Source organism: Mycobacterium sp., from assembly GCF_032159775.1.
GTDB lineage: Bacteria > Actinomycetota > Actinomycetes > Mycobacteriales > Mycobacteriaceae > Mycobacterium.
In genome coordinates this window covers 1-22,951 of record NZ_JAVHWK010000062.1, presented here as the reverse complement: position 1 = coordinate 22,951, position 22,951 = coordinate 1, and the positions used below count along the sequence as shown (strand labels likewise).

General features: G+C 67.9%; 27 protein-coding genes and 1 pseudogene. 12 read left to right on the top strand and 16 right to left on the bottom strand.

Annotated features, from left to right (window positions below):
* The coding region (locus QOJ24_RS06910) for a hypothetical protein (protein WP_526260245.1) at positions 1-127 on the bottom strand (127 nt) is incomplete at its 3' end.
* Positions 128-228: 101 nt separating this feature from the next.
* Here QOJ24_RS06910 and QOJ24_RS06905 point away from each other — a divergent pair.
* On the top strand, positions 229-921 hold the full coding sequence (locus QOJ24_RS06905; protein WP_526260243.1) for a GntR family transcriptional regulator: 693 nt from the start codon (positions 229-231) through the stop codon (positions 919-921).
* 266 nt (positions 922-1,187) lie between these two features.
* Here the strand turns inward: QOJ24_RS06905 and QOJ24_RS06900 are convergent, their stop codons facing one another.
* Together QOJ24_RS06900 and QOJ24_RS06895 are read right to left on the bottom strand one after the other, a co-directional pair.
* Positions 1,188-1,628, bottom strand: a complete 441-nt coding sequence (locus QOJ24_RS06900; RefSeq protein WP_526260242.1) for an SRPBCC family protein — start codon at positions 1,626-1,628, stop codon at positions 1,188-1,190.
* Positions 1,628-2,278 (bottom strand): TetR/AcrR family transcriptional regulator, encoded by a 651-nt coding sequence (locus QOJ24_RS06895; protein ID WP_526260241.1) that lies wholly within the window; start codon positions 2,276-2,278, stop codon positions 1,628-1,630. The genes QOJ24_RS06900 and QOJ24_RS06895 overlap by 1 nt, the downstream gene beginning before the upstream one ends.
* Before the next feature lie 112 nt (positions 2,279-2,390).
* On the opposite strand from QOJ24_RS06895, the pseudogene QOJ24_RS06890 reads away from it, so the two are divergent.
* Positions 2,391-2,501 (top strand): annotated as a pseudogene (locus QOJ24_RS06890) (CAP domain-containing protein); the annotation flags it as partial.
* A 26-nt stretch (positions 2,502-2,527) separates the two neighbouring features.
* On the opposite strand, the gene QOJ24_RS06885 reads toward QOJ24_RS06890, so the two are convergent.
* Positions 2,528-2,677: a hypothetical protein gene (locus QOJ24_RS06885; RefSeq protein ID WP_526260240.1), complete on the bottom strand. Its 150-nt coding sequence runs from the start codon at positions 2,675-2,677 to the stop codon at positions 2,528-2,530.
* A gap of 126 nt (positions 2,678-2,803) precedes the next feature.
* A complete protein-coding gene (locus QOJ24_RS06880; RefSeq protein WP_526260239.1) occupies positions 2,804-3,268 on the bottom strand; it encodes a hypothetical protein in 465 nt (154 codons plus the stop codon).
* A 230-nt stretch (positions 3,269-3,498) separates the two neighbouring features.
* On the opposite strand from QOJ24_RS06880, the gene QOJ24_RS06875 reads away from it, so the two are divergent.
* Genes QOJ24_RS06875 through QOJ24_RS06865 form a run of 3 tightly spaced genes read left to right on the top strand, consistent with a single transcriptional unit; the run spans position 3,499 to position 7,635 of the window.
* Positions 3,499-5,043, top strand: coding sequence for a Re/Si-specific NAD(P)(+) transhydrogenase subunit alpha (locus tag QOJ24_RS06875; protein WP_526260238.1), 1,545 nt, complete (start codon positions 3,499-3,501; stop codon positions 5,041-5,043).
* 1 nt (position 5,044) lies between these two features.
* Positions 5,045-6,484, top strand: coding sequence for a Re/Si-specific NAD(P)(+) transhydrogenase subunit beta (gene pntB / locus QOJ24_RS06870; RefSeq protein WP_526260237.1), 1,440 nt, complete (start codon positions 5,045-5,047; stop codon positions 6,482-6,484).
* A gap of 8 nt (positions 6,485-6,492) precedes the next feature.
* Positions 6,493-7,635, top strand: a complete 1,143-nt coding sequence (locus tag QOJ24_RS06865) for an acyl-CoA dehydrogenase family protein (RefSeq protein WP_526260236.1) — start codon at positions 6,493-6,495, stop codon at positions 7,633-7,635.
* Here QOJ24_RS06865 and QOJ24_RS06860 read toward each other — a convergent pair.
* Together QOJ24_RS06860 and QOJ24_RS06855 are read right to left on the bottom strand one after the other, a co-directional pair.
* Positions 7,607-8,818 (bottom strand): sensor histidine kinase, encoded by a 1,212-nt coding sequence (locus QOJ24_RS06860; protein WP_526260235.1) that lies wholly within the window; start codon positions 8,816-8,818, stop codon positions 7,607-7,609. The two genes, QOJ24_RS06865 and QOJ24_RS06860, sit on opposite strands and share 29 nt — an antisense overlap.
* Positions 8,819-8,841: 23 nt before the next feature.
* Positions 8,842-9,483, bottom strand: coding sequence for a response regulator transcription factor (locus QOJ24_RS06855; RefSeq protein WP_526260234.1), 642 nt, complete (start codon positions 9,481-9,483; stop codon positions 8,842-8,844).
* A 174-nt stretch (positions 9,484-9,657) separates the two neighbouring features.
* On the opposite strand from QOJ24_RS06855, the gene QOJ24_RS06850 reads away from it, so the two are divergent.
* Both QOJ24_RS06850 and QOJ24_RS06845 read left to right on the top strand, forming a co-directional pair.
* A complete protein-coding gene (locus QOJ24_RS06850) occupies positions 9,658-9,885 on the top strand; it encodes a hypothetical protein (RefSeq protein WP_526260233.1) in 228 nt (75 codons plus the stop codon).
* A gap of 121 nt (positions 9,886-10,006) precedes the next feature.
* The gene (locus QOJ24_RS06845) at positions 10,007-10,285 is read left to right on the top strand and encodes a hypothetical protein (protein WP_526260232.1); all 279 of its coding nucleotides are present in this window, start codon (positions 10,007-10,009) and stop codon (positions 10,283-10,285) included.
* A 4-nt stretch (positions 10,286-10,289) separates the two neighbouring features.
* Here the strand turns inward: QOJ24_RS06845 and QOJ24_RS06840 are convergent, their stop codons facing one another.
* Entirely contained in the window at positions 10,290-10,751 is a 462-nt protein-coding gene (locus QOJ24_RS06840; RefSeq protein WP_526260231.1) for a nuclear transport factor 2 family protein, read from the bottom strand.
* Positions 10,752-10,796: 45 nt separating this feature from the next.
* Between QOJ24_RS06840 and QOJ24_RS06835 the strand changes: the two genes are divergently transcribed.
* Complete coding sequence (locus QOJ24_RS06835; protein WP_526260244.1) at positions 10,797-12,017, top strand: acyl-CoA dehydrogenase family protein; 1,221 nt, start codon at positions 10,797-10,799, stop codon at positions 12,015-12,017.
* Positions 12,017-12,805 (top strand): tyrosine-protein phosphatase, encoded by a 789-nt coding sequence (locus tag QOJ24_RS06830; protein WP_526260230.1) that lies wholly within the window; start codon positions 12,017-12,019, stop codon positions 12,803-12,805. Before QOJ24_RS06835 ends, QOJ24_RS06830 begins: the two co-directional genes overlap by 1 nt.
* 3 nt (positions 12,806-12,808) lie before the next feature.
* Here QOJ24_RS06830 and QOJ24_RS06825 read toward each other — a convergent pair whose 3' ends face one another.
* On the bottom strand, positions 12,809-13,615 hold the full coding sequence (locus QOJ24_RS06825; RefSeq protein WP_526260229.1) for a YhjD/YihY/BrkB family envelope integrity protein: 807 nt from the start codon (positions 13,613-13,615) through the stop codon (positions 12,809-12,811).
* Between the two features lie 45 nt (positions 13,616-13,660).
* Between QOJ24_RS06825 and QOJ24_RS06820 the strand changes: the two genes are divergently transcribed.
* A complete protein-coding gene (locus QOJ24_RS06820) occupies positions 13,661-14,350 on the top strand; it encodes a CDP-alcohol phosphatidyltransferase family protein (protein ID WP_526260228.1) in 690 nt (229 codons plus the stop codon).
* Here the strand turns inward: QOJ24_RS06820 and QOJ24_RS06815 are convergent.
* Together QOJ24_RS06815 and QOJ24_RS06810 are read right to left on the bottom strand one after the other, a co-directional pair.
* Entirely contained in the window at positions 14,259-15,803 is a 1,545-nt protein-coding gene (locus QOJ24_RS06815; RefSeq protein WP_526260227.1) for a phytoene desaturase family protein, read from the bottom strand. The two genes, QOJ24_RS06820 and QOJ24_RS06815, sit on opposite strands and share 92 nt — an antisense overlap.
* The gene (locus QOJ24_RS06810; RefSeq protein WP_526260226.1) at positions 15,800-16,918 is read right to left on the bottom strand and encodes a glycosyltransferase family 2 protein; all 1,119 of its coding nucleotides are present in this window, start codon (positions 16,916-16,918) and stop codon (positions 15,800-15,802) included. Before QOJ24_RS06810 ends, QOJ24_RS06815 begins: the two co-directional genes overlap by 4 nt.
* Positions 16,919-17,001: 83 nt before the next feature.
* Between QOJ24_RS06810 and QOJ24_RS06805 the strand changes: the two genes are divergently transcribed.
* Entirely contained in the window at positions 17,002-17,799 is a 798-nt protein-coding gene (locus QOJ24_RS06805) for a carotenoid biosynthesis protein (protein WP_526260225.1), read from the top strand.
* Positions 17,796-19,352 carry an FAD-dependent oxidoreductase gene (locus QOJ24_RS06800; RefSeq protein ID WP_526260224.1) on the top strand — a complete coding sequence of 519 codons (1,557 nt, stop codon included), beginning with the start codon at positions 17,796-17,798 and terminating at the stop codon, positions 19,350-19,352. The genes QOJ24_RS06805 and QOJ24_RS06800 overlap by 4 nt, the downstream gene beginning before the upstream one ends.
* Here QOJ24_RS06800 and QOJ24_RS06795 read toward each other — a convergent pair.
* From QOJ24_RS06795 to QOJ24_RS06775, 5 genes are all read right to left on the bottom strand, one after another.
* A complete protein-coding gene (locus tag QOJ24_RS06795; protein ID WP_526260223.1) occupies positions 19,349-20,509 on the bottom strand; it encodes an LLM class flavin-dependent oxidoreductase in 1,161 nt (386 codons plus the stop codon). The genes QOJ24_RS06800 and QOJ24_RS06795 overlap by 4 nt on opposite strands.
* Positions 20,510-20,539: 30 nt before the next feature.
* A complete protein-coding gene (locus QOJ24_RS06790; RefSeq protein WP_526260222.1) occupies positions 20,540-21,025 on the bottom strand; it encodes a DUF456 family protein in 486 nt (161 codons plus the stop codon).
* Positions 21,022-21,540: an ester cyclase gene (locus QOJ24_RS06785; RefSeq protein ID WP_526260221.1), complete on the bottom strand. Its 519-nt coding sequence runs from the start codon at positions 21,538-21,540 to the stop codon at positions 21,022-21,024. Before QOJ24_RS06785 ends, QOJ24_RS06790 begins: the two co-directional genes overlap by 4 nt.
* On the bottom strand, positions 21,533-22,288 hold the full coding sequence (locus tag QOJ24_RS06780; RefSeq protein ID WP_526260220.1) for a class I SAM-dependent methyltransferase: 756 nt from the start codon (positions 22,286-22,288) through the stop codon (positions 21,533-21,535). The genes QOJ24_RS06785 and QOJ24_RS06780 overlap by 8 nt, the downstream gene beginning before the upstream one ends.
* Positions 22,289-22,310: 22 nt before the next feature.
* Positions 22,311-22,951 (bottom strand): haloacid dehalogenase type II (locus QOJ24_RS06775; RefSeq protein ID WP_526260219.1); only part of this gene is annotated, 641 nt, incomplete at its 5' end.

The window sequence follows — 22,951 nt, the reverse complement described above, 5'->3', positions numbered from 1 at the left end:
TGGTCCGGCCCAGGTGTCGGAGCGCCGTCGCGTCGGGCTGCATCAGCGCGTGGCGGGCAAGCTGGTTGGTCCAGTTCTGCCTTCTCGCGAGATACGGCTGATCGGTCGGCTGAGCGGTCAACGGCAGAAACTCCCGGGTTGCACGACGTTGATATTTGATCAAACATTGACAAGCTGCGGTCACACTATGGCTTCGGCGGGAATGGGACAACCCCGGGAGGGGGCCGCGTGAACGCACCGGCGAGGCCCGTTAACCGGCGTCGACGTGCCGTTCGCCGCGAGCAGATGTCCGATGAGGTCGCCGGTCACCTGCGGGCCGCCATCATGTCAGGGACGTTGTTGCCGGGCACCTTCATTCGGCTGGACGAGACCGCCGCCGCGCTCGGCGTCAGCATCACCCCAGTGCGCGAGGCCCTTCGCACACTGCGAGGCGAGGGCATGGTGCTGCTGGAGCCCCACCGCGGGCACGTCGTCGCCCCCCTGAGCCGACGCGACGTCGAGGACATCTTCTGGCTGCAGGCCGCGATCGCCAAGGAACTCGCGGCCGCCGCCACCGATCGGATCACCGACGACGGTATCGCCGAACTGGAGCGGCTCAACGACGAACTCGCCGCGACCGTCGAGACCGGCGATGCCGACGCGATCGCCGCCGCCGAGTTCCGGTTCCACCGCTCGCTCAACCACACGACCGGCCGGATCAAGCTGGCGTGGTTTCTTCTGCACGTGGCCCGCTACATGCCGCCGATGATCTACGCGGCCGATCCGCAGTGGGGCGCCGAAGCCGTGCAGAATCACCGGCTGTTGACCGCCGCGCTGCGACGTCGTGATGTCGCCGAGGTGGTGCGCCTGACCGGCTGGCAATTCGATGACGGCGCAAGGCGATTGACCGAGCGGCTCCAGGAAACCGGTATCTGGAGCTGATGCGCGCGGCGCATCGCCCAGCCGGGCCGGCTGCCGTGCTGCCCGGGACCGGACTGCGCTACGCGCTCACCGTCCACTTGTTCAAGCACGGGCCACTGCGGTGCCCGACCTCGTCAACGCGCTCGACTTCGATGGTTTCGATATTCCGCGTGGAACCGAGCACCGGATGGACGCCCGTGTGATGGCACTGCGCAAGGTGGCTGCAGCGCGCATGTCCCAAAGGCGACGAGGCGTTCTGGCACGCGTTGTTCGGACCCGCCTGAGCCTCAACCGGCCGCGAGTTGCTCCGCGCGCGTCTTCAGGTTGCCTGCGAGGTAGTCGAGGGTGTCCCCGATCGCCTTTTTCACCATCGGCTTCGGGAACGGCAGCTTCGTCTCGACGTCGAGGTCGACGGTGAGCAGCGACGTCGCCCCGATCGGCACCACGGAGAACTTCTGCTCCTGCTTCTCGAAGTGGTCGCCCTGCTGCAACACCGTGTAGATCTCATGGGGAGTCGGGTAGTAGACCGCCGTGATGAAGGTGCCCGATTGCCCCTGGACGACCACGTCGAGCCGGAGCTGGCTGGGGCGTCCGTCGTCATAACGCGCGAGCACCCAGCAGCCCTTGATCTCTTCGTTCCACTCGGGATAGGCCTCGAAGTCGGCGACGATCGACATGATCGACTCCGCGGACGCGTCGACCTCCACGGTTTTGCTCACCAACGGCATTACTGTGCGGCCTTCTCGACATCGATACCCAACGGCGATTCCACCCGCACGGCCTCGTCGCGGATCAACCCGCGTAACAACGCGGTGCTGAACTCGGCGGCGATCTCCTGCGCGGTGCGCCTGCCCTGCGGGCGCAGCCAGCGGTACGAGCCCAGCGTCATGCCGATATAGCCGAGCGCCAGCACGTGGGAGTCGCAGTCGTGGAACTCGCCGCTGGCGATGCCGCGGTCGATGACATCACGCACGTGCTCGTACACCTGGGTTTCCTTCTCCCGGATGTAGGCCACCTGATCGTCGGTGAACCACTCGGTGATGTAGGGCCCCTCTTGGAAGTAAACCGCCGCGCGTTCGAGGTCGCCCGCTATGCCTACCAGGAGCCGTCGGGTGAAGTGGTAGATGGTCTCGCGAGCCGATGCGGACGGATCGTCGTGCAGTGCGGCCACGGTGAAGTCGGCGGCACCCTTGTAGATGTCGTAGAGGATCAGCGACTTGCTGGCGTAGTAGTGATACACCGTCGCCTTGTTCAGTCCGACGGCGTCGGCGACATCATCCATCCGGGTGCCGTGGTAGCCGCGGGCGGCGAACAGCTTGGTGGCGACGGCCAACAGCTCCTCGCGGCGGGACATCCCGTTAGGCGTATCGGTGGACATGACGACTCTCTATCAACTGGTTGGCCGCCAGTGTAAGTCCACGGGGTGTCGCGGCCGCCGCCGCGGGGCTAGACTCCAGCGCAGGGACTGCACAACGCGAAAGGGTGGACACATGGATCCGAATCCGGATTATGACGCCAGCGACGAACTCGAGTACGGGATCGGCGCGTTCGCATGGCTCCTGCGTGGCGTGTACCCACCGCCCGCCTATCCCCCGGTGTAACGATCTGTTCTTTTAGACCGGCCGGTCTACCACGTCGGGCCTGCGAAGAATCCGTCAAACCGGATGCGCTGCTTGCGTAGTTCATCCAGTACGCCGTCTTTCGGCAACGCCCTGACCGTCGACTCCTTCAGTTTCGGTGGCTGACCCACCAGCACTTCTTTGGGTGTCGTTTGCATCGACCAATCATTTCCGCCCGCGGGGGCCACGACACGAGTAGTCGACTACTGCACTTTCAGCCCGTGCGCGCGTGGCAGTACCGCACTCCAGGAATACGCCTACCCAGAGCGCGGCACTGGGCTTGATTACCCGCGTCGGGAGTCGTGCCTCGCGGCGTCTTGCTGTGCGGCGGTCTGGTCGACGCGGTTCTGGTCGACGCGGCGGTCCTGCTCGACGGCCATGTGGTCATCGGCGTCATCATCAACGCGGGTCTTCGGGTCGAGCATGTCGGCGTGCCTGCGGCGCTCCTCGATTTCTTCGCGCGAGGCCGTCACGGCGTCGTGGTGGCCTGCGGCCTGTTGCTTGAGCCGAGCCGCTTCGGCGGCCTTCGCCTCGGCTTCGGCCTCCGCTGCGCGGGCCTTCGCTGCCGTCTCGTCGGCGAGCGCCTGGCGCTTGTCGACCTTGTCGACGTGGGTCGTCAGTTCCTCGCGCATCTGCTCGGCCTCGACGTGCCTGCGCTGGTTACGCCTGCTGCGCGCGGCGAACACGAGCCCGGCGAGCACGATCACCGCCACGACTGCGACGACGATCCATACGGCGGTGCTATTCATGGCTGTGCCCTTTCGGTGGGAAACACTCGGGCCACGTCGTTGACGCACCCGCTAATTGCGGATTCCCTCTGCGGCGAATGCCGAAACGTTGCCCGGCGTACACGGGCGCACTGCCGATTTTGGCCGACTCTTACACTGACGTATTCCACTCGTCCCACCACGAGCGGTGTCAGGGCGCCTTCTCGCGCTCTGACCGGACCGTGACAACACGTTAGATCGGATCGAAATCGATGATCATCGGGATTCCGAGAGAGTCGCTGCCTGGAGAAACGCGCGTCGCCGCGACGCCGCAGACCGTCGGTCAACTCATCAAACTGGGATATGAAGTCCTGATCGAGACCGGCGCGGGCGCCGCATCGAGCTTCGCCGACGGGGCGTACACCGAGGCCGGTGCCGGTGTCGGGTCCGCCGAGCAGGTGTGGGCGGCAGACGTGCTGCTGAAGGTGAACGCGCCGAACGACGAGGAGATTGCCGCCCTGCGCGACGGAGCCACCCTGATCAGCCTGATCTCCCCCGCGCTGAAGCCGGAACTCGTCGAGCGGCTGGCCAGCCGTCCGATCACCGTGCTTGCCATGGACGCCGTTCCGCGTATTTCCCGGGCCCAGTCGCTGGACGTGTTGTCGTCGATGGCGAACATCGCGGGCTATCGCGCCGTCATCGAAGCCGCCAATGAGTTCGGCCGATTCTTCACCGGGCAGGTGACCGCGGCGGGCAAGGTGCCGCCTGCCAAGGTGCTCGTCGTCGGCGCGGGCGTCGCCGGCCTGGCGGCTATCGGTGCGGCAGGCAGCCTCGGCGCCATCGTGCGCGCCACCGACCCCCGACCCGAGGTGGCAGATCAGGTCAAGTCCCTTGGTGGAGAATATCTTTCGATCGAGTCGCCGGAGGCTGAGGTGTCGGCAACCGGCTACGCCAAGGAGATGGACGCCGACTACAAGGCCCGCGAGGCCCAGCTTTACGCCGACCAGGCCAAAGACGTCGACATCATCATCACCACCGCGCTGATCCCCGGTAAGCCGGCGCCGCGCATCATCACCGCCGACATGGTGGCCTCGATGAAGCCCGGCAGCGTGCTCGTCGACATGGCCGCGGCCAACGGCGGCAACATCGAGGGCACCGTCAAGGACAAGGCCGTCGTCACCGACAACGGGGTGACCATCATCGGCTACACCGACCTCGCCGGCCGACTGCCCGCCACCGCATCGCAGCTGTACGGCACCAACCTGGTTAACCTGCTCAAGCTGCTGACCCCCGAGAAGGACGGCCAGCTGACGCTGGACTGGGACGACGTCGTGCAACGCTCTGTGACCGTGGTGCGCGACGGCGAAACCACCTGGCCGCCGCCGCCAGTGCAGGTGTCGGCGGCGCCTGCCGTGGCGGCGGCCGCTCCTGCAGAGGTCACGACGACCAAAAAGCCCCTGACCACCGCGCGCAGGCTGGGGCTGACCTTCGCGGCCGCGGCGGTGCTCTTCGCGCTCATCGCGCTATCCCCGTCCGCGCTGCAGGTGCACCTGACGGTGTTCGCGCTTGCCATCGTGATCGGCTACTACGTGATCGGCAACGTGCACCACGCGCTGCACACCCCGCTGATGTCGGTCACCAACGCGATCTCCGGGATCATCGTCGTCGGTGCGCTGTTGCAGATCGGGCCCGGCCTGGAGTCCGGCGCGGTCGTGGTCACCGCACTGGCGACCCTGGCGATCCTGCTCGCCAGCATCAACGTCTTCGGCGGCTTCGCCGTGACCCGCCGCATGCTGGCCATGTTCTCGAGGAGCTGAGATGTTCACACTGGAAACCACCGCAACCGCGGCGTACGTCGTCGCGGCCATCCTGTTCATCCTCGCGCTCGCCGGGCTCTCCAAGCACGAAACGTCAAGGGCCGGTAACACATTCGGCATCACCGGAATGGCCGTCGCCCTGATAGCGACGATCGCGCTTGCGCTCGCCCGGCACATCGAACCCGTTGGTCTGGCTCTTCTGGTCGGTGCCATGCTCATCGGCGCCGCGATCGGCCTGTGGCGCGCCAAGGTCGTCGAGATGACCGGGATGCCCGAGCTGATCGCACTGCTGCACTCGTTCGTCGGTCTGGCCGCCGTGCTGGTCGGCTGGAACGGCTACCTGCACGTCGAACGCGATCTGGCCGGCTCCGAGGCCGCGCTGCTGCATCAGGAGGGCATGCTCGGGATCCACTCCGCCGAGGTCGTCATCGGCGTCTTCATCGGCGCCGTGACGTTCACCGGATCGATCGTCGCCAACCTCAAGCTCTCGGCCCGCATCAAGTCCGCGCCGATGATGCTGCCCGGCAAGAACTTCCTGAATGTCGGCGCTCTCGTTGCCTTCGCCGCCCTCACCGTCTGGTTCGTGATCGACCCGCAGCTGTGGCTGCTGGTGGCGGTCACCCTTCTGGCACTCCTACTCGGCTGGCACCTAGTTGCCTCGATCGGCGGCGGCGACATGCCTGTGGTGGTGTCGATGCTCAACAGCTACTCGGGCTGGGCCGCGGCCGCGTCGGGCTTCCTGCTCGGCAACGACCTGCTGATCATCACCGGCGCACTGGTCGGGTCCTCGGGTGCCTACCTGTCCTACATCATGTGCAAGGCGATGAACCGGTCGTTCATCTCCGTCATCGCAGGCGGCTTCGGCATCGAGGCCGGCCCGGCCGACGACAAGGACTACGGCGAGCACCGCGAGATCAACGCCGACGGCGCCGCCGACCTGCTGGCCTCAGCCCACTCGGTGATCATCACGCCGGGCTACGGCATGGCCGTGGCCCAAGCCCAGTACGGCGTCGCCGACCTGACCCGTAAGCTGCGCGATCGCGGCGTCGACGTCCGGTTCGGCATCCACCCCGTCGCGGGACGCCTGCCCGGCCACATGAACGTGCTGCTCGCCGAGGCCAAGGTGCCCTACGACATCGTGCTGGAGATGGACGAGATCAACGACGACTTCGACAGCACCGACGTCGTCCTTGTCATCGGCGCCAACGACACCGTCAACCCGGCGGCATCGGAGGATCCGAGCAGCCCGATCGCGGGCATGCCGGTGCTCACGGTCTGGAACGCCGCCAACGTGATCGTGTTCAAACGCTCCATGGCGGCGGGCTACGCAGGCGTCCAGAACCCGCTGTTCTTCCGGGAGAACACCCAGATGCTGTTCGGTGACGCCAAGGACCGGGTCGACGCGATCAACGCGGAGCTCGCTGTCGCCGAGAAGGTCTGAGCACGCCCATGCCGGTTGACCGTCTCCTACCCTCCGACGACGCAGCAGACCTGATCGCGCTGACCCGCGACATCGCCGACAAGGTGCTCGACCCGATCGTCGACGCGCACGAGAAGTCGGAGACCTACCCCGAAGGGGTGTTCGCCCAGTTGGGCGCCGCCGGGCTGCTCAGCCTGCCGCAACCCGAGAAGTGGGGCGGCGGCGGCCAGCCGTACGAGGTGTACCTGCAGGTGCTCGAGGAGATCGCGGCGCGCTGGGCGGCGGTGGCCGTCGCAGTCAGCGTGCACAGCCTGTCTTCGCACCCACTGCTCGCATTCGGCACCGAGCAGCAGAAGCAACGCTGGCTGCCCGGGATGTTGTCGGGTGAGCAGATCGGCGCCTACAGCCTGTCCGAGCCGCAGGCCGGTTCGGACGCCGCGGCGCTGCGATGCGCCGCCACCAGAACCGACGGCGGCTACCTCATCAACGGGTCAAAGTCGTGGATCACCCACGGCGGGCGGGCGGACTTCTACACGCTGTTCGCCCGCACAGGCGAAGGCAGCCGCGGGATCTCCTGCTTCCTCATCCCCGGCGACCTCACAGGACTGAGCTTCGGGAAGCCCGAAGAAAAGATGGGCCTGCACGCAGTGCCGACCACCTCCGCGTTCTACGACCACGCCCACGTAGACGTCGACCGCCTCGTGGGCGATGAAGGGCAGGGCCTGCAGATCGCCTTCAGCGCACTGGATTCCGGTCGCCTCGGCATCGCCGCCGTCGCGGTCGGGTTGGCGCAGGCCGCGCTGGACGAGGCCACCCGGTACGCCAACGAGCGAACCACGTTCGGGCGCAAGATCATCGATCATCAGGGGCTGGGGTTCGTGCTGGCCGACATGGCCGCGGCGGTGGCCAGTGCACGCGCAACGTATCTGGACGCCGCGCGCCGGCGAGATCTCGGCAGGCCGTATTCGGCGCAGGCGAGCGTCGCAAAGCTGATCGCAACGGACGCCGCGATGAAGGTCAGCACCGACGCGGTCCAGGTGCTCGGCGGTGTCGGATACACGCGCGACTACCGCGTCGAGCGGTACATGCGCGAAGCGAAGATCACCCAGATCTTCGAGGGCACCAACCAGATTCAGCGACTCGTCATCGCTCGAGGGCTGACGGCGACGTAGCCGGTTCGGGCGGCGACGTCACCGTCACTGTGGTGCCGCAGTCAGATGCAGAGTCGATGTCCATCGCGCCGCCCATCGCGTCGAACCTCGCCAGCAACGAGCCGAGCCCGATGTGCCCGTCGGCGACCGACTGGCCGACGACCGCGGGGTCGAAACCACGGCCGTCGTCGGAGACCGTTAGCGTGATCCTGCCGCCGTGCCGCCTCAGGCCGACGCGCACCGTCTTCGCACCCGCGTGCTTGCCGACGTTGGTGAGCAGCTCGCGAGCGGCCCGGTGCAGCAGCTGCTGGGATTCCGGCTTACCCACTTCCTCCAGGTCGGCATCGACGGCGATCTCGGTGCGAGCCTCGAACTGCTTCACCAGCTCTCGCAGCGCAGGTGTCAGGCCCAGTTGTGCAAGCACCTGCGGGTGCAACTGCGTGACAGTCGAACGCAGGCCGGTCGCGGTTTCCTGCAGCGCCGCATAGACCATGTCCAGTGCGGGATCGGGGTTGCGCTCACGGGCCTCATCGAGCTCCAGGCGGGCCGCGAGCAGCGTCTGAAGCGGGCCGTCGTGCAGGTGCTCGGCCACTTCGCGGTTGCGCCGCTCGTCGGCCTGCATCGCCTCAGACACCAGTTGCCGACGTACTTCCTGTAATGCCTTGACACGCAACGATCTTCGGGCGAGCACGAAGCACAACGCGGTCGTCGCGACGGCCAGCCACAGCAGGAAGCCGAAGTGTGTGTACACGATGTTGGGCAAGCCGATTCTGTCGTCGCGCTTCGAATAGATGATCCATACGGCGAGATAGCCGACCGCGGTGACGATCCCGAAAATCGCTGTCAGAGCAGGCCGGTCGCCGAACGCCACCGAGATCGGCAGCAGGAAGAACACCGGAAGGAGCGCCGACGTCGCACCTCCCGACACCAGGCACAGCGCGACGATCACCAGCAGGTCGACGATCGTCGACGCCCAGTCCGCCCACCGCGGAACGGGTCCGCGGAACACGGCGATCAGCCACAGCACCGCAGCCACCGCATACACGCCGAGGATCACCGCGTACAGCTGGGGCAGCCAATGGTCGACCTCCCAGATCCACACCAGCACGGCGATCAGGCCGATCAGCGGCAGCCTCAGCACTGCCGACACGCGGACGGGCTCCGTCGCGAGCTGGTCGATGAACGGGTGAGACCGGTTGGCCACGGTTATGCTCCTCGGGTCCGCGGCTAGTCCAGTAGTTTGCGGCGCATGGCCTCTGCCACGGCGGCGCCGCGATCATTGACGCCGAGCTTCTCGTAGAGCCGTTGCACGTGGGTCTTGACCGTCGACGGCGCCAGGAACAACTCCTTGGCCATGGCAGGAATGCTGCTGCCGCCAGCGATCATCTTGAGCACCTCGCGTTCACGCGGGCTCAGCGCGGGCACGTCCGGCTCGTTGCGCCGCCGGATCTCCGACGCCAGGCCCGCCGCGAGTTCGGGGGCCAGCACGTCCTTGCCCTTCGCGCATCTCAACACAGCCGCCACCAGTTCGCTTCGGGTGGACTCCTTGGGAAGGAACCCCGCCGCACCCTCCTGCAGTGCCTTGTAGACGATGGCCGACTCGTCATGAGCCGACACCAGTAGCACCCGGGTGGACAGCTCGTCGCGGTTGACCGCGGCGGCCACCTCAGCGCCGTCCATGCCGGGCATCCGGTAGTCGAGCAGCGCCACCTGCGGCTGGTGGGTTCTGATCAGCTCGAGGGCTTGGGAGCCGTCCTCGGCCTCAGCCACCACGTCGATTTCGCCGCTGGAAACCAGCGCCCGAACCACGCCCTCGCGAAACATCGGATGGTCATCGCCGACCACCACCCGCACCTTTTCGCCTGCCACGACTTCAGCTTGGCACAGCAACCTGTCCGGTTCCCCCGATTGGGGGACAACGAGTTCCACCGTGTCTCCGGCCGATCGGCGGACAGACCCGGCGGCTGGGCTCGGGCAGTCTTAAGTCATCGCCGGAGAACACCGGCGGGAAACTGAAAAGCCAACGCAGACAAAGGAACCGAAATGAATCGCATCGTCGCCCGCATCGCCCTCCCGATCGTCTCGGCCGGCGTCCTCTCCGGAGCCGCCCTCGGCCTTGCAGGGATGGCCGGGGCCACCGTCACCACCACCCAGACTGGCTCGCACACCGCGATCGTGGCCACCCCGGACACCTACGCGAAGCCTGCCCCCAGCGCGATGTCCGGCTGGCGTTTCCACCACGGCCACGGCCACGCCTACCTGGGCCAGTAGACCCACAACTGAATAACAACACGAATAACAACAAAAATAGATCTCCCTCCACAGAGGCCCTCCCCGGCGGCGTACCGGGGAGGGCCTCACTCGTTGTCCGGCACCGACTACCGTCGGCAGGATGTCGAATATCTCGAGCGACCGTATCGACGACGTGGCGCCCGGCGACATCATCGCCGTCGACCGTGGCAACGGCGAGTCCCAGCCGTCCAAAGTGGTGTTCAAGGACTGGGAAAAGGGCGGCGACGACGCGGCCGTTTACATCATCACCTTCGAAGACGACGACGGCGAGACCTTCCAGCAGACGATTCCCGCAGGCACCGTCGTCACCCACGCGATGGAATCGAAGTGGGAATCGGGCGAGAGCCCGACGCCGCACAGCACCGACGGCGCGTCCTGAGCGGTCACCAGAGCGGAAAGTCCTTGCCGTACTCCGATTCGGGTCGCACACCGAAATAGCGGCGCTCCGACTCGTCGATCCGAACATCGTTGATGCTGGCCTCCCGCCGAGCCATGAACCCTTCGGCGTTGAACTCCCACAGCTCGTTGCCGTAGCTGCGGTACCACTGTCCGTCGGCGTCATGACACTCGTACTGAAAGCGGACCGCTATCCGGTTGTTCCGGAATCCCCACAGCCCCTTGCGTAACACGTAGTCCAGCTCCCGCTCCCACTTACGGGTCAGGAACGCGACGATCTGCTCGCGGCCGACGACGTGCTGATCGCGATTACGCCACTGCGAATCGGGGGTGTAGGCGAGGCTGACGCGCTCGGGGTCGCGGGTGTTCCAGGCGTCCTCGGCGGCCTGCACCTTCTGCTGCGCGGTCTCGAGGGTGAACGGCGGAAACGGGGGACGGCTCTCGGTCATCAGCTCATTTTGCGCACCGTTTAGTGTGGCTACATGGACTTCGCGATGTCTGCCAAGGCGCAGGATCACCACAAGCGTCTTTCGGCTTTCATGACCGAATACGTCTTTCCCGCCGAGTCTTCATACGAGGAGTACCGACGTGCGGCGGGCCCTGACGACCACACCGTCCCACCGGTCATCGAGGAACTCAAGGTGCTGGCCAAGGAGCACGGGCTGTGGAACCTGTTCCTGCCGTCGGTCTCGGGCCTGACGAACCTCGATTACGCACCGCTGGCCGAGCTGACCGGCTGGAGCATGGAGATCGCCCCCGAGGTGACCAACTGCGCCGCCCCGGACACCGGAAACATGGAGACCCTGCACCTGTTCGCCACCGAGGAGCAGAGCAAGCAGTGGCTCGAACCGCTGCTCGACGGTCAGATCCGCAGTGCGTTCGCCATGACCGAACCGGCCGTGGCATCGAGCGACGCCCGCAACATCGAGACGACCATGCTGCGCGACGGGGACGACTACGTCATCAACGGTCGCAAGTGGTGGATCTCCGGCGCCGCCGACCCGCGCTGCAAAATCCTCATCGTGATGGGCCGGACGAACCCAGAAGCCGCGAGCCATCAGCAGCAGTCGATGATCCTGGTACCCATCGACACGCCCGGTGTGTCCGTCGAGCGGTCGCTGCCGGTGTTCGGCTGGCAGGACCAGCACGGGCACTGCGAGATCTCCTTCGACAACGTCCGGGTGCCGGTGACCAACCTGCTCGACGAGGAGGGCAGCGGGTTCGCGATCGCACAGGCACGACTCGGCCCGGGCCGCATTCACCACTGCATGCGGGCGATCGGCGTGGCCGAGCGGGCGATGGCGCTGATGGTCGACCGGGTCACCAAGCGCATCGCGTTCGGCAAGCCGCTCGCCGAGCAGGGTGTGGTGCAGCAGCAGGTTGCCCTGTCCCGCAACGAGATCGACCAGGCCCGGTTGTTGTGTCACAAGGCGGCGTGGACCATCGACCAGCACGGCAATCAGAGCCGGGAAGCGCGCCAACTGGTTTCGATGATCAAGGCGGTTGCGCCGCAGATGGCGTGCAATGTGATCGACCGGGCCATCCAGGTGCACGGCGCGGCCGGAGTCAGCGATGACACCGTGCTGGCCAGGCTCTACGGCTGGCATCGGGCCATGCGGCTGTTCGACGGCCCCGACGAAGTGCACATGCGCACCATTGCGCGCGGCGAACTCGGCAAGGAGCCCTCGGCCTTCGCCGCGGCGGTGACGGGCTAGTGCCGCCGCTTTCCGGGGCATGGAACTTTCGCGACGTCGCCGAGAACACCGGGATCCAACCGGGCAGGCTTTTCCGGTCCGGCGAGCTGAGCAACCTCGACGATGACGGCCGCGAAACGCTGATCCGGTTCGGCGTCACCGATGTCGCCGATCTGCGGTCGGCGCCAGAACTCGACCGTCACGGCAAGGGGCAGGTGCCCGACGGCGTGGTGATCCACCATCTGCCGTTCGTGGAAACCCTTGCGTCCGAAGGAGATGCGCCGCATGAAAGCGCATTCCAGAAGATGCTGACCGAGAAGCCGGACGACGAGTCGGTCAGCCACGCCGCCAGCCGCTACATGACCGAGGAGTACGGCCGGATCGCCCGCTCGACCCTGGCGCAGCGTGCCGTGCACAAGGTGATCACCATGCTCGGCGACGACGACCGGGTGCTGGCGCACTGCTTCGCAGGCAAGGACAGGACCGGTTTCACGATCGCGGTGGTGCTCGAGGCGGCGGGCGTCGACCGCGACGCCATCATGGCCGACTACCTGGCCAGCAATGCGGCCGTGCCGGAGCTGCGCGCCCACATCGTCGAGACGATCCGGGCCAGGATGTCTGCGACCCCCGACGTCGCGGAGGTGGCCGAGGCGCGTCTGACGGACGCGGTGCTCGGTGTGCAGGAGGCCTACCTGGACGCGGCGCACAGCGCGATCGTCGAGAACTTCGGCTCGTTCGACGGCTACCTCGACGCGTCCGGCCTCACGACCGACGACATCGCGAAACTGCGTGTCGCGCTGCGCGGTTGACGGTCAGCGTGCGCGCCGCACCTCGTCGAGCACAACGGTGACACGGAAACCGCACAGCACCAGGATGTGGATCAGGTAGAGCCACAGCGCCAGCGCCGACACCGCGCCGATGACGGGCAGCCCCCCGAACGGCGCCGACCACGAAATCGGGATGGCGAGGAACAGCACAAACCCCTGTAGGAAGCCGGCCACGATCGCACCCGTTCCAAAGGCACCGGTGCACAATGCTTTCCAACCGATACGCCCCGGCGCAATCAGCCCGAACACCCCGAGCAGGGCGGTGGAGACGGCCAGCCACACGACATGGAAGGCGACCACCACACCCCAGGCGAGCGACCAGCCGCCGCCTGCGTACAGCGGTCCGACGTAGGGCGCCGTCGCCAGAACCGCAAGCACCAGAAACGGCGCGACTGCCGCAACGCCGAGGAGCCCTGCCCTGCCGCGCCAACCGGTCAACGTGTCTCGAGCCGGCGACATCTGGGCGAAGGCCCGACGCAGGCCCTCGCCGTACAGGCTGGCGGGGATCAACACGACGAGCGCCTGCACCCAGGACATCGACAGTGCGACCGAGGTGAGCGTTCGCAGCGCGTCCGGCGTTCCGTGCCCGTTCGGCAGGCCGTCGATCGCCGCGTTCATCGCGTTGGTGACGGCGTCGTGGCCAGCCAGAGCGCCGACCGCCCACAACGAACTTAACGCCAGCGGAACCAGCCCGATCACCCCGAAGTACGTCGCACCGGCCGCCCACAACGCCAGATCCGTGCCCGGGAACGTCCGGCGCACCCCTGCCGCCAACTTTTCACGCATGCTCATCGCACTACCCGCTCACGCGGGTGACTGCACTGGCAGGCTGACGGCATGACGTCGGACGGATCCCCCGGCGACGACGCAGACGACGCGGGGTGGTCGTCGCTGCACAGCGGGATACAGCCGTCCCGCATGGTGCGTGGATGGCTGCGGTTGATGCGGATCCTCGGCACCGGTCCGGTGGCGCACGTCCCGCCCGACGTGCTGTCCGCGGCCGGGGTTCTCGCGCTGGCGGGGGCGTGGGCCGCAGTGGCCGGGCCGGGTTGGCCGGCACTCAGCGTGCCGCTCATTCTCCTCGGCGGGGTGCTCGACGGGCTCGACGGCGTGGTCGCGCTGACGACGGGACGAGCCAGGCCGTTGGGCGCCGTGATCGACTCGGTCGCCGACCGTATCGGCGACCTGCTGCTCGGGGGGTGTCTGCTGGCGCTCGGCGCGCCGGTGCCGTGGGTGGTCGCGGCGGTGGCGCTGCTGATGCTGCTGGAGTATCTGCGCGCCCGCGCGCAGTCGGTCGGTATGCCGGGGGTCGGCGCCGTGACCGTCGCGGAGCGGCCGACGCGGCTGATCCTGGTCGGCTTGGCGGCGGCGGGTTCGGCGGTGTTCCCCTCCGGCGTGCCGATGCTCGGCTGGGGGTGGGCCGCGGTGACGGCGATCATCTGGACGGTCGTCGGGGTGGTCGGGCTGGGACAGCTCGCCCGCGGCGTGCGGCGTTCGACTCCCCCGAGTTATCCGCCGGACCGATGAGACCGGCGACGATGTCGGCCGACATCAGCACCAGCGGGATGCCACCACCGGGATGCGCAGAACCGCCGACCAGGTAGAGGCCGCGCAGCGGGCTGCGGTTGGCCGGTCTGCGCAGCGCGGCCCTCGCCCCGTGTGAGGCGGCGCCGTAGATCGCGCCCCCCGGCGAGCCGGTGCGGCGCTCGAGATCGGCCGGAGTGATGGTCTCGACGAAGCGGATCCGGTCGCGGACATCGGTGCCGCGCTCGGCCAGCACGTCGAGAATGTGGCGGGTATAGCGCTCGCGCAGTCCGGGTTCGTCCCAGTCGACGCCGCGGGCCGGGTCGTGCGCCGCGGCGTTGACCATCACGAACCAGCCCTCGGCGTCATCGCCGGGACGCAACGCCGGGTCATCGGGGGCGTGCACGTAGACCGCCGGGTCGGCGACCGGTTGCGGCCGACGGCCGAAGATCGCGTCGAACTCGGCGTCGTAGTCGCGCGGAAAGTACACCCGGTGGGCCGGACCCGCCGTCCGGCCCGACAGCCCGAGCAGCAGTACGAAGCCGGCCATCGAGCGGGCGCTGCGGCGTACCCGGCGCCTGGCGGTCCGCGCGGCGCCTGGGGGCAGAAGCCGGTCATAGAGGACGGCGGCATCGACGTTGCTGACCACGGTGTTGGCCGCAATGGTCCGGTCACCGACGCGAACTCCCGAGGCCCGACCGCCGGACACCAGAACCGCCTCGACGGCGGAGCCGGTGTGGATCTCGACACCGAGTTTGCGGCACCGGGCCGCGACGGCTTCGACGATGCGGCGCAATCCGCCGGGCACATACCACGCGCCGAACTCCTGCTCGACGAACGACGTCACCGACAGCACGGCAGGGATGCGGCGCGGATCGGACCCCGAATACGTGGCATAACGGTTGAGCCACATGCGCATTCGCGGGTCGGCAAACATCTGCCCGGAAAGCCCGTCGAGGGTTCGCCACGGGGCCACCGCCCGTAGGTCTTTGGGCCGCAGGCTCATTCGGGCCAGCGCGGGCAGAGTGACGGGCCGCCGCAGCACGGGCTCGCCGACCAGTGTCCACAGCCGTCGCGATCGGTCGTGCAGTCTGCGCCAGGACTCGCCCGCGCCGACCCCGAGCGCGTCGTCGAGTGCGGCGGGGACGGCCGCCGGGTCATGCGGGAACGGCACCTCGGTGCCGTCGGCGAAGACGTACGCGCACGCCGGGTCGACCGCCGTCAACGGCAGGTCGGCAGGCCCGCCGGTGTCGTCGAACAGTCGGGTCAGCTCGCCGGGGAGGGTCAGCAGCGATGGACCGGTGTCGAAGGTGAAACCGTCGCGTTCGAGGGTGCCGAGCTTGCCGCCGACGGTGGGTGCGCTGTCGAACACGATGACCTGATGGCCTGCGGCGGCAAGGCGAGCGGCCGCGGCGAGTCCGCCGAGGCCGGCACCGATCACGACGATCCGGCTCATACCGGGCGGCCCTTCCAGTGCAACGACCCCCGCAACCGGCCCGCCCACGACGACGCCAACAGCGTCAGCAGCGCGAGCACCGAGAACGGATGGGCGAGCGCGTCGACGCGCCTGCCGCCCCACCGCGTCGCCGACAGTCGGCCGATCACGGCGGCCAGATAGCCGAGCGCGCCGATCCGTGAGCCGGTCACCGCGGCGGCCGCAGGCAGGACGTAGACCACCGCGAGGGCCGCCGCTACGGCAAGCGCGCCCGCCGGCGACCCGAAGGCCGCCCACAGCGACTTGCGGTATCCCTCCCGTAGTTCCGGCCCGCTGGCGTACATCCGGCATGTCGCCAGTGCGGATCCGTCGGCAATGCCCGTCCGGCCGCCTGCGGCCCGAATGACGCGGGCCATGCCGATGTCGTCGAGGACGGCGCCCGCCACCGCCTGCCATCCGCCTGCGCGGGCCAGCGCGTCGGCCTCGATGACCAGGAACTGCCCGTTGGCCGCCGCCATGGACGGCCGATGGGAGCGCTCGGCCACCCGCAACGGCAGCGTGGTCAACCAGGACCAGGCCAGCAGCGGCTGAATCAGACGGCCGGACCATCCCGCGACGATCTGACGCGGCCACGGTGACAGCAGGTCCAGCGGCCGCGGCCCGCGCAACACGGCGATCGCCGCCGCGACGGCGTTCGGTTCGAGGACCACGTCGGCGTCGACGAAGACCAGCACCTCACCGCGCGCCGCGGCAGTCAACTGCGCGCAGGCGTTCGGCTTGCCCAGGAAGCCCTGCGGCGGTGGCGTTCCGGTCAGCAGCCTCACGCGCGGATCGGATTCGGCCGTCGCCGCAACGACATCGGCCGTGCCGTCGCTCGAGCCGTCGTCGAGCACCAGAATCTCGGAGTCGAGCAATCCCTGCTGGGCAAGCAGGGAGCGGATCGTCGGTGCGATGCGGTGCGCTTCGTCGCGGGCAGGCACCAGGATCGACACCGCAATCGAGACCTGGGGCGGGTCGGTGGGCGGTGTCCGCAGCAGGCGTTGATTCACCAGTTGATGAGCCGTGCCGAGGCACGCCAATGACGATCCTGTGACGACGAGCGCGCGCAGCGTTTCCGTGAGGCGCTCATCGGGCATCTTGGAAACTCTACGAAGTCGCACCCGGGCGCCGAAGCCCACCGGGTGTCGGCACCGTCTCTGTGACACCGGAGGTATCACGCATGGCGATTGCCGTGCCGGTTGCGCGGGTGCGCGTCGCCTATGTGGTGTGGACGCTTGTCGCGGCGGCCGTCCTGGCCCAGATTGCCTACCCCCTGATGCCGGAGGCGTGGCGCACCGAGGTCACGGTGGCCAGCGTGGTGATCTTCTTCGTCGCCGCGGTGGCCGACGCCGCGCGGGTGCACGGTCTCGCCGGTGCCGCCGTGCTCACCGGCGTGGCAGGAGGCGGGGGCCTCGTCGCCGAGGCGGTCGGCGTGGCCACGGGATTACCGTTCGGGCATTACGCCTACACCGGCACACTGGGTCCCGAGCTGCTGGGTGTGCCGGTCGTGGTGCCGCTGGCGTGGGTGATGATGGCCTGGCCCGCGCTGGTGGTGGCGCGGACGCTGGTGGCGCGCGGTCCTGCCGTTGCCGCCGTGGGCGCGGTGGCGCTCACCGCGTGGGACGTGTTCCTCGACCCGCAGATGGTGGCCGCCGGGCACTGGGCCTGGTTCGACACCGCGCCGAGCCTGCCGCTGATACCGGGCATCCCACTGACCAACTACATCGGCTGGTTGCTGGTGTCGATGGTCATCATGGCGATCCTCGACCGGACGCTACCGCGTGAGCGGGTGCCGTCGGCGCCTGCGGCGGCGCTGTATCTGTGGGTGTACTTCTCTTCGGTGATGGGTCACGCGGTGTTCTTCGATCTACCCGGGTCAGCGATCACCGGCGCGGTGATCATGGGTGCGGTTGCGGTGCCCTTCGCCGTCGCGCTCGTGCGTCGCCGCGGACGTGACCGGCATACGGTGACCGCATGAGCGGTGAGCTGACAAGCCGGGCCGCCCCCTTTCGGATGCGGCCCCGCCGTCTGGTCGTCGCCGATCCGTTGCTGCCCTGCGACGTACCGGTTGCGGCAGAGGCGACGATCGTCGGCGGGGGTATCGCCGGAATGTCCGCGGCGGTTGTGCTGGCCGAAAGAGGCGTGACGGTAACGGTTTTGGAGGCGGCCGAGCATCTCGGCGGCCGGTTGGGCGCTTGGCCGGAGCGCTTGCCCGACGGCAGCGATCAGTACGTCGAACACGGCTTTCACGCGTTCTTCCGGCATTACTACACGTGGCGGTCGATCCTGCGACGCGTCGACCCGCAACTGTCGTTCCTCGCGCCCGTGCCCGGCTATCCGGTCATCTCGGCGACCTATCCGGCCGAGGACCTCTCGGGTCTGCCCGCCGCCCCACCGCTGAACCTGCTGGCCCTTGCGCTGCGGTCGAAGAGCCTGACCGCCCGCGAACTGACCCGCGCCAATCCCGACGCCGGGCGTGCGCTGCTCGCCTATGACCGCGCCACCACCACCGCTCAATTCGACGACATCGACGCCGCGGGGTTTCTGGACAGCCTCGGCATGTCGGAGCGCACCCGCAGCATGCTGTTCGAGGCCTTCGCGCGGTCCTTCTTCTGCAACCAGGGTGAGCTGTCGGCCGCCGAGCTGGTGGCGATGTTCCACTACTACTTCCTCGGCAACCCCGAGGGCATCGGCTTCGATGTCACCGATACCGACTACGCGACAGTCATCTGGAACCCCTTGCGTGAGTATCTAATTCAGCAGAAAGCGGTCGTGCGGACCGGGACACGGGTCACCGGTGTCTCGCCCGACGGGCAAGGCTGGCGCATCAGCACCGACACCGGGAACATCAGCACCAGGCACGTCGTGCTGGCTTTGGACCCCGGCGCCCTACGCGCCCTGCTCGCGGACTCGCCTGCGGCCGCAGCCACCGCGCCAGTGCTGGCGCGTCACTGCGAATCTCTCACGGTGGCACCGCCGTTCGCCGTCAGCAGGTTGTGGCTCGACCGCGACGTGGCACCCGAGCGGGCTGCCTTCAGCGCGGTTACCGGCCAGCCCAACCTCGACTCGGTCGCCGTGTACTCACGGCTCGAGGAGCCCAGCGCGCGGTGGGCCGGTTCGACCGGCGGATCGGTTGTCGAATTGCACTCCTACTCCTGCGGTCTCGACACCGCCGACGCCGCGGCGCGCGCCATGCGCGACGAACTGGCGACGCTGTGGCCCGAGACCGCCGATGCCGTTGTCGTGCACCGACACGACCGCTTGGAGGCGACCGCACCCGCTTTCCCACCCGGCTCAGCGGGCACCCGTCCCGGGGTGCGCACCGACGCGCGGGGACTGCGGCTCGCCGGGGACTTCGTCGAACTGCCGTATCTCGCCGGGCTGATGGAACGGTCGGCGATGTCGGGAGTGCTCGCCGCCAACGACATTCTCGGCGAGCTCGGCGCGGCCGCCGAACCCGTGATGGGAGTGCCTCAGCGGGGACTGCTGGCAGGCGTCCCGCAGCTGCCGCAGCGGCGACGGGCTGACTAGCCGCCCTTTTCCGCCTCGTACTTCTTGGTCATGTGCTCGATCGCGTCCATCGCGCTCTGCGCCAAGCCTTCCCGGGCACCGCTGGCGCGCTGCGCCGCATCGAGCGTCGGTTGCGCCTGACCCTGGAAATGCGGAATAACCTCTGCGGCAAAGAGTTCCGCCGAGCGTTTGGTGGCAGCGGGGTTGGCCCACTCATGACCCATCTGCAGCATGGCGCCGAACCCACCCGACTGGTCCCACAGCCGCTGCACCTGAGCCCGGGCCGTTTCAGGCGTGCCGATGACCCCCGCACCCGCGTCGTTGATGATGCCGATCATCTCGTCGACCTCGTCGCCGGGCATCGTCATCTGCGGGAAGGCCGCGACCTTCTGGAAGTACCGGAACCACGGCGCGATACCGAAGCGGACCTCCTCGCGCGCCTGCTCCTCGGTTTCGGCGATGTGCATGGGACACACCAGCGACCAGTTACCGCGGTCCACGGTGGTTCCGAAAGCGGCGGCGCGTTCCTCGGCGATGCCCCAGTGAAAGGCGAGCGCGTCGAAACCCTCGACGATCAGCGTCGCGCCGATCGACAGCAGCCCGATGCCGTGCTTGCCCGCCAGTCGCGCGCCGGTCGGCGAGGCCACGGCCGCCACCGACAGCGGGATGCCGCCGTCGGAGTACGGTGCGAGCTGCAGCTGGGCGTCGTGCAGTTCGTGCGTCGCGGTCTTGGCGGTGACGGTCTCGCCGGCCAGCAGCCGGACCAGGATGTCGAGGTTGGTTTCCAGCAGCTCTCGCGTGTCGGTGGGGGTCAAACCGATCATCGACGAGTCGGTGGGCAGCGAGCCCGGTCCGACGCCGCCGATGATCCGGCCGTGGGTGAGATGGTCGAGCAGCATCAGCCGGTCGGCCGCCCACAGTGGGTTGTGATACGGCAGCGAGATGACGCCGGTGCCGAACCGGATCCGCTTGGCCCGTTGCGCCGCAGCGGCGATGAACACCTCCGGAGAGCTGATGATCTCGCTGCCCGCCGAGTGGTGCTCACCGATCCACACCTCGTCGAAGCCGACCCGGTCGAGATGCTCGACGAACTCGAGGTCGCGCTGCAGCGCGAGGGTGGGGTTCGTGCCTGCACGGTGAAACGGTGCGATGAAGTACCCGAAGCGGAGCTTGGCCATGGGTAGAACCTAGCCAGATCGCGGCGTCTTTTACTGAGTTACGTAGACCCCGAACGCCCACGCCGAAGTGGCAAGCAGCGCACCGGCCAACTCGACCCCGACGGAAAGCGCCACCCCTTTGAGCGCATGCTTGGTCGACGTCCACGCGACCCGCTGGTCATGGCGGTTCGCCAGCTCGGCCAGGTACACCCCGAGCACGAATCCGATCACCAGACCGACGATCGGGATCACGAAGAAGCCGATGATGCCGAGCACCGCACCCGCGAGCAGCGTCATCGTGCCGACATCGGCGGCGCGCATTCGCTTCATCGGCCACATGTACTTGATCAGGGTGGTGGCGCCGATCAGCACCGTCACGACGCCGAGCGTCACCCATGCCGCGACGTTGTGCTCGATGACGGCCCACACCACAATTGCCGCGTATACCAGCAGGATGCCGGGCAGCAGCGGCACGATGATGCCGACGATGCCGACGGCGATCACCAATGCGACGAGGACGATTCCGCCAGTACTCACCGGATCAGGGTATTGCTGGGCAGGCCCACGTCGAGCACCTTCTGTGCGGTCGCAGCGCCCGCGATCGGAAGACCATCGGCCTCGAGCAAACCGAGTTGCACAAGCACGCTGGCCTGATCCCAGTAGATGTGCTCATGGGAAAGCTTGTCGCCCGTGAACGCGACGATCGCAACCATCGGGACCTCGACGGCGCGTCCGGTGGGTTCGATGCCGGGCAGCATCCAGTCCATCACCGTGGTGTGGGTGAACCTCAGGATGAACTCATCGACGACGGAGCTGTCGCCGACCGTGCGGCTGACGGGTGCAAGCTTCAGGTCGGGCGGGTTCACCCCGACGAAATGGTTTGAGTAGAAGTAGTGCAGATTCTCGTAGCCGACGCCGCCGGTCATGGTGGGAATGTGGTTCACATACGGCTCGGCCACCATGGTCGCCATGGTGGCGTCGACGTCGCGCGACTCGAACTCGTAGCCGCAGTGCGCATCCCACAGCTGGGCGAGGTCGGGATCATCACCCATCGGTCGGCCGCCTGCCGCGCACCCATTGGATGTTGCCGATCGTCTTGGTGCGTACGCCGAGCAAGCCGAGATCCTCGAAGGCGTCGCCGAGCTCGTCGTCGGAGAAGAAGTGCACCCCGCCGTTGGGCAGCCATCGCAGGAGTTCACCGCCGCGGCCCGCGGTGGGCACCATGATGGCGACCCGGCCGCCGGGCTTGAGCACCCGCGCGATCTCCCCCAGGGTGGTCGACGGGTCGGGGATCAGCTGCAGCACGGCCAGGGAGGTCACCGCGTCGAACGTGGCGTCGCGGAAGGGCAGGCGCTGCGCATCGGCGCGCAGGAAGCCCACGTTGGGGCCGGCCTGGGCGTCGACTGCGCGGGTCAGCATCGGCTCGGAGATGTCGACGCCGAGCGCCAGCCCGTCAGGACCTGCCGCACGAGCCAGCGCGGCGGTCACGTTGCCGGGGCCGCTGCCGATATCGAGCGCCGCCCCACCGCTGGGGATGTCCAGCCAACTGACGTCAAGCTGCCACGCGCCCACGTACTTGCGCGCGAAGGTCTGCGCGTTGTCGTACAGCATCGACCCCAGCCGCGAGGCCCACGCCGCCTGGATGGCGCCGGTGTTCCTCTCCAATGATTCAGGTTCCGGAGCGTCGACGAGCAGGTCGAGGTAGCCCTTGCTGGCGTCCGGGTTGGCGGGCGGATCGACGAGTAGATCGATGGCCCTGCTCAGTGCGGTGGGCAGCCCGGTGGTCACGTGATCGGTCACTCCTCCACGCTACGCTGATTCCTCAGGCACCCAATTGGTCGGCGAGATCGCGAAAATCCGTTGCCGTGAACTCGAATTCGCCGTCGTCGAACCGGTGTGCGCGCTGATTAGGCCCGTACTCGAGCGGCCGCACGACGTACGCGGTCTTCAGACCGACCTCGCGCGCGGCGCGCAGATCACTGGGGTGGGCGGCCACCAGCATCAGCTCTTCGGGACGCACACCGAGCAGGTCGGCGCAGCCGAGGTACGCCTCCGGGTCGGGCTTGTAGTGACCGAACAGCTCGGCGGAGATCACGCAGTCCCACGGCAGCCCTGCGTGTTTGGCCATGTTGGTGAGCAGCGAGACGTTTCCGTTCGACAGCGTGCTGATGACGAAGCGTTCCCGCAGCCGTGTCAGGCCGGCCACGCTGTCGGGCCACGGCTCGAGCCGATGCCAGGCGCGGTTGAGGTGGTCGATGTCGGCCTCGGCGATCGAGCTGATGCCCGCCGCCGCGAGCAGCTCGTCGAGGATCATCCTGTGCAGGTCGTCGATGCGGGTCCACGGCAGTTCCCCGCGACGCACCCGGTCCATCGCGGGGGCGTAACCGGAGCGCCAGCCATCGGCCATGGCGGGCCAGTCCGCGTCGACGCCGTGGGAGCGGCCGAACTCCTCGAGCTCGGCGA

Excerpts from the sequence above, each read along its gene's own strand:
- QOJ24_RS06900 (WP_526260242.1), bottom strand. The coding sequence starts at position 1,628 with ATGCCGTTGGTGAGCAAAACCGTGGAGGTCGACGCGTCCGCGGAGTCG.
- QOJ24_RS06895 (WP_526260241.1), bottom strand. The coding sequence starts at position 2,278 with ATGTCCACCGATACGCCTAACGGGATGTCCCGCCGCGAGGAGCTGTTG.
- QOJ24_RS06885 (WP_526260240.1), bottom strand. The coding sequence starts at position 2,677 with ATGCAAACGACACCCAAAGAAGTGCTGGTGGGTCAGCCACCGAAACTG.
- QOJ24_RS06880 (WP_526260239.1), bottom strand. The coding sequence starts at position 3,268 with ATGAATAGCACCGCCGTATGGATCGTCGTCGCAGTCGTGGCGGTGATC.
- QOJ24_RS06875 (WP_526260238.1), top strand. The coding sequence starts at position 3,499 with ATGATCATCGGGATTCCGAGAGAGTCGCTGCCTGGAGAAACGCGCGTC.
- pntB (WP_526260237.1), top strand. The coding sequence starts at position 5,045 with ATGTTCACACTGGAAACCACCGCAACCGCGGCGTACGTCGTCGCGGCC.
- QOJ24_RS06865 (WP_526260236.1), top strand. The coding sequence starts at position 6,493 with ATGCCGGTTGACCGTCTCCTACCCTCCGACGACGCAGCAGACCTGATC.
- QOJ24_RS06850 (WP_526260233.1), top strand. The coding sequence starts at position 9,658 with ATGAATCGCATCGTCGCCCGCATCGCCCTCCCGATCGTCTCGGCCGGC.
- QOJ24_RS06845 (WP_526260232.1), top strand. The coding sequence starts at position 10,007 with ATGTCGAATATCTCGAGCGACCGTATCGACGACGTGGCGCCCGGCGAC.
- QOJ24_RS06840 (WP_526260231.1), bottom strand. The coding sequence starts at position 10,751 with ATGACCGAGAGCCGTCCCCCGTTTCCGCCGTTCACCCTCGAGACCGCG.
- QOJ24_RS06835 (WP_526260244.1), top strand. The coding sequence starts at position 10,797 with ATGTCTGCCAAGGCGCAGGATCACCACAAGCGTCTTTCGGCTTTCATG.
- QOJ24_RS06825 (WP_526260229.1), bottom strand. The coding sequence starts at position 13,615 with ATGAGCATGCGTGAAAAGTTGGCGGCAGGGGTGCGCCGGACGTTCCCG.
- QOJ24_RS06820 (WP_526260228.1), top strand. The coding sequence starts at position 13,661 with ATGACGTCGGACGGATCCCCCGGCGACGACGCAGACGACGCGGGGTGG.
- QOJ24_RS06815 (WP_526260227.1), bottom strand. The coding sequence starts at position 15,803 with ATGAGCCGGATCGTCGTGATCGGTGCCGGCCTCGGCGGACTCGCCGCG.
- QOJ24_RS06810 (WP_526260226.1), bottom strand. The coding sequence starts at position 16,918 with ATGCCCGATGAGCGCCTCACGGAAACGCTGCGCGCGCTCGTCGTCACA.
- QOJ24_RS06805 (WP_526260225.1), top strand. The coding sequence starts at position 17,002 with ATGGCGATTGCCGTGCCGGTTGCGCGGGTGCGCGTCGCCTATGTGGTG.
- QOJ24_RS06800 (WP_526260224.1), top strand. The coding sequence starts at position 17,796 with ATGAGCGGTGAGCTGACAAGCCGGGCCGCCCCCTTTCGGATGCGGCCC.
- QOJ24_RS06795 (WP_526260223.1), bottom strand. The coding sequence starts at position 20,509 with ATGGCCAAGCTCCGCTTCGGGTACTTCATCGCACCGTTTCACCGTGCA.
- QOJ24_RS06785 (WP_526260221.1), bottom strand. The coding sequence starts at position 21,540 with ATGGGTGATGATCCCGACCTCGCCCAGCTGTGGGATGCGCACTGCGGC.